The sequence below is a fragment of the Caballeronia sp. AZ7_KS35 genome (genome assembly GCF_023631045.1).
In the GTDB taxonomy this organism is placed as follows: Bacteria; Pseudomonadota; Gammaproteobacteria; order Burkholderiales; family Burkholderiaceae; genus Caballeronia; species Caballeronia zhejiangensis.
In genome coordinates this window covers 1-3,944 of the sequence record NZ_JALQDV010000026.1, presented here as the reverse complement: position 1 = coordinate 3,944, position 3,944 = coordinate 1, and the positions used below count along the sequence as shown (strand labels likewise).

Below are 3,944 nucleotides of genomic sequence, written 5' to 3'. Positions count from 1 at the left end.
CTTGCCCGCCAGCGGCAAGCGATACTTCGCGATCTGACCGATCCCGATGTTCCGGTATTCCGGCCTTGGTTTTTTTACGGCTTCTGCCATGCTAGACCCCAACTTGTTAACACACTAATCCGCGATTTTAGCGCCTTTTTATATCGCGCTGCAGCGAGAAGTCCTCTAAAAGACCGTTGCTCCATGCGCGAGAATGGGCCTGCTAACGTGCGTGTTCCGCGAGCACTCAGCCAGTGCTCGCGGCCCGTTCTTCACTCGATCAACTCAAGTCGTTCTGATAAAAATAGCCGGTCGTGACGTACCATCCGCGACGCACTTCGACAGGCCGGTCGCCATAGGTATAGGACACGCGCTCGACCGATAACAGCGGAAATCCCTGCGCCACATCGAGGAACTGCGCGACGGTTTCATCGGCGGCGACGGCGCGGATCTTCTCGGTCGCGCGGATCATGCGCGTGCCAAACTCCGTCTCGAACATCGCGTAGAGCGGACCCTTGTACTCGGCGAGACGCTCGGCCGTGAGTCCGCGAAACACCGCGCCCGGCAGCCAGATTTCGTCGAACACGGTTGTCACGCCATCGAACTGCAACAAGCGCTTGATGAGAACGACGGGGTCGGCAGGCTTCAAATCCAGTTGGCGCGCGATCTCCGCCGGCGCGCGCAGGCGCCTGCATTCGAGCAGACGGCTTACGTGAGGATGGACGTCGCCATCGTCGGGCAGAAGGCGCAGGAAGCGGAACTGCACGCGGTCTTCGTTGTGCGTCGCAACGAACGTGCCTTTGCCCTGACGTCGAACGAGAAGATTGTCGGCGGCGAGTTCATCGATCGCCTTGCGGACGGTGCCCTGGCTCACCTTGTAGCGCGCGGCCAGCTCGACCTCGCTCGGGATGATTTCGCCAGGCTTCCATTCGCCGGACTCGAGTCCTTGCGTGATGAGCGCCTTGATTTGCTGATACAGCGGGCTGAACGTCGGCGACGGCGTGCTCGCGGCCTCAGCCGCCGGTGCAGTGCCGTTGGGGGTCGTCGTGCTCGCCGGGTTGGAATTCATGCCGCGCATTTCAACACAAGGCCCGCCGTGCGTCCAGACTTTTCCCGAAGATTCCTATGTCTTATATAAGACATAAGATAGTGTTGACTTTACCTCGGACGGCTCCTACACTCCTTGTCGAGCAAGGGTTTGCGGGTCGTTGCGAAAGCACGGGAACCGCCGCTCAGCGCGTTTTATCATGGCCCTTTTCGCCTCGAGTACGCTCTGAACACGGCATCCGGCGCAGCGTGCAACATACCGCCAGGCACGCCCTTTCGCTTTCGCCTCACGCCGATCGGCCACTCGATTCGCGCGCCGCTGCCTGCCCCTCGCCTCGCAACGTCAAGCGCCGTCTCGTATGGGCGCGTTGCCGTCAGACCCAAGCGAAATCACCGCGTCCTTCCAGAACGCTCCGCACGCCTCTCGCTCGAAGAGAAGGATTCATGGCATGACGGTCAAGCCGTAACGCCGATGCACGGCACGGGCGCGAACGCTCGGTCGAGCTTCGAAGCGTTTGGGCACGGCATGGCCGGCATGTCTTCATCAACGCTTTGCGTAACGCGCATAAAATGGCGTTTTTCCCTAGCGTTCCACGCACCGTCCAGGAGAGTTCTCAATGGCTAAGTCCGCAAAGCGCGTTGCCGTAACCGGCGCCGCAGGTCAAATCGGCTACTCGCTGCTGTTCCGCATCGCCAATGGCGATCTGCTCGGCAAAGACCAGCCCGTGATTCTTCAGTTGCTCGATCTGCCGCAAGCGCAAGCCGCCGTGAAGGGCGTCGTGATGGAGCTGGAAGATTGCGCATTCCCGCTGCTCGCGGGCGTGGTCGTCACGGACGACCCCAAGGTCGCGTTCAAGGACGCCGACGTCGCGTTGCTGGTCGGTGCACGTCCGCGTTCGAAGGGCATGGAGCGCAAGGACCTGCTGTCGGCGAACGCCGAGATCTTCACGGTTCAGGGCAAGGCGCTGAACGATGTCGCGAGCCGCGACGTGAAGGTGCTGGTCGTCGGCAACCCGGCGAACACGAACGCTTACATCGCGATGAAGTCGGCGCCGGATCTGCCGAAGAAGAACTTCACCGCCATGCTGCGTCTGGACCACAACCGCGCGCTGTCGCAACTGGCGGCCAAGTCGGGCAAGCCGGTCGCGTCGATCGAAAAGCTCGCCGTGTGGGGCAACCACTCGCCGACGATGTACCCGGACTTCCGTTTCGCAACGGCGGAAGGCGAGAGCCTGACGAAGCTCATCAACGACGACGAGTGGAACCGCAACACGTTCATCCCGACCGTCGGCAAGCGCGGCGCGGCGATCATCGAAGCGCGCGGGCTGTCGTCGGCGGCATCGGCGGCGAATGCTGCGATCGATCACGTGCGTGACTGGGTGCTCGGCACGAACGGCAAGTGGGTCACGATGGGCATTCCGTCGGACGGCTCGTACGGCATTCCGGAAGACATCATCTACGGCGTGCCCGTAACGTGCGAAAACGGCGAGTACAAGCGCGTCGAAGGCCTCGAAATCGACGCGTTCTCGCGCGAGAAGATGGACGGCACGCTGAACGAGCTGCTCGAAGAGCGCGACGGCGTTTCGCATCTGCTGGGCAAGTAAGTACGTCGTTCAAGGGGGAGTCTGCAAAGGCTTCCCGTCTGCGCGAACGCTACGCGGCGTTCGTGCATGATTCGAACGCGCTTGAAAAACATCGAGCGTGTTCGAATCATCGAGCAAGATGGAATTTCCCAACTTCCAATCGGACCCGACGCCGACGATGCCTGCTCTCACTCCCGCCGAAGTGCTGTTTGACGGCGAAGCGCAACCCGCCGTGCTTCCGCCCTGTGATCATTACGCCGGCAGCGAGAAGCTGATCCGCAAATCCCTGGCGCTGCAGGCGCAACTCGGTCCGGTGTTCGACATCACGCTCGATTGCGAAGACGGGGCGCAAGTCGGTCACGAGGCCGAACATGCGGAAATGGTTGCGTCGTTCGTCGGTGGCGAGGACGACCGCTTCGGGCGCGTGGGCGTGCGCATCCACGACTTCGATCATCGTGCGTGGCGCGACGACGTTCGCATCATCCTGCGTCGCGCGAAGAAAGCGCCCGCGTTCATCATGCTGCCGAAAATCCGCAGCGCCGCCGATGCCACCGAAATGGTCGCGTTCATCGAAGCAACGCGACGCGAGTTCGGCATCGAGCAACCGATTCCCTGCCATCTGCTGATCGAGACGCACGGCGCGCTAGCGCAAGCGTTCGAACTGGCCGAGCTGCCGGGCGTCGAATCGCTGAGCTTCGGTCTGATGGACTTCGTCTCGGCGCACAACGGCGCCATTCCCGATGCCGCGATGCGCTCGCCCGGCCAGTTCGATCATCCGCTCGTGCGGCGCGCGAAGCTGGAGATCGCGGCCGCGTGTCACGCGCACGGCAAGGTGCCGTCGCACAACGTATCGACGGAAGTGCGCAACATGAGCGTCGTCGCGAACGATGCGGCACGCGCGCGCAACGCGTTCGGCTATACGCGCATGTGGAGCATCCATCCGGATCAGATCAGGCCGATCGTCGAGGCCTTCTCGCCGCGCGCCGATGAAATCGCGCTCGCGGCGCAGATTCTGCTTGCGGCACAGCGCGCACAGTGGGGCCCGACGCGGCATGGCGATACGCTGCACGATCGCGCGAGTTATCGCTATTACTGGTCCGTGCTGCGCCGCGCGCACGCGACCGGCCAGACGCTGCCCGACGAATGCGCGCCGTTTTTCAACTCATCATCTCGACAAGACAAATAACGCCGCATCGCGAGCGTGCAAAGGAGACTAGAGACAATGACCGATCAGGCATCGACCGAAGCACCCGCAACCGGCGCATTCAAGCCGAAGAAATCCGTCGCGCTGTCGGGCGTGACGGCGGGCAATACCGCGCTGTGCACCGTCGGCAA

At 62.4% G+C, this 3,944-nt stretch carries 3 protein-coding genes and 1 pseudogene; 2 read left to right on the top strand and 2 right to left on the bottom strand.

The features are described from left to right. Together NCT05_RS16115 and NCT05_RS16110 are read right to left on the bottom strand one after the other, a co-directional pair. Positions 1 to 90: pseudogene (locus tag NCT05_RS16115) on the bottom strand (succinate dehydrogenase, cytochrome b556 subunit); the annotation flags it as partial. A 169-nt stretch (positions 91 to 259) separates the two neighbouring features. Further along, a complete protein-coding gene (locus NCT05_RS16110) occupies positions 260 to 1,057 on the bottom strand; it encodes a GntR family transcriptional regulator (protein WP_033536962.1) in 798 nt (265 codons plus the stop codon). Between the two features lie 586 nt (positions 1,058 to 1,643). On the opposite strand from NCT05_RS16110, the gene NCT05_RS16105 reads away from it, so the two are divergent. Together NCT05_RS16105 and NCT05_RS16100 are read left to right on the top strand one after the other, a co-directional pair. Then, complete coding sequence (locus NCT05_RS16105) at positions 1,644 to 2,630, top strand: malate dehydrogenase (RefSeq protein WP_008354061.1); 987 nt, start codon at positions 1,644 to 1,646, stop codon at positions 2,628 to 2,630. A 157-nt stretch (positions 2,631 to 2,787) separates the two neighbouring features. Further along, a complete protein-coding gene (locus NCT05_RS16100) occupies positions 2,788 to 3,795 on the top strand; it encodes an HpcH/HpaI aldolase/citrate lyase family protein (RefSeq protein WP_250502715.1) in 1,008 nt (335 codons plus the stop codon). Positions 3,796 to 3,944 lie beyond the last annotated feature (149 nt).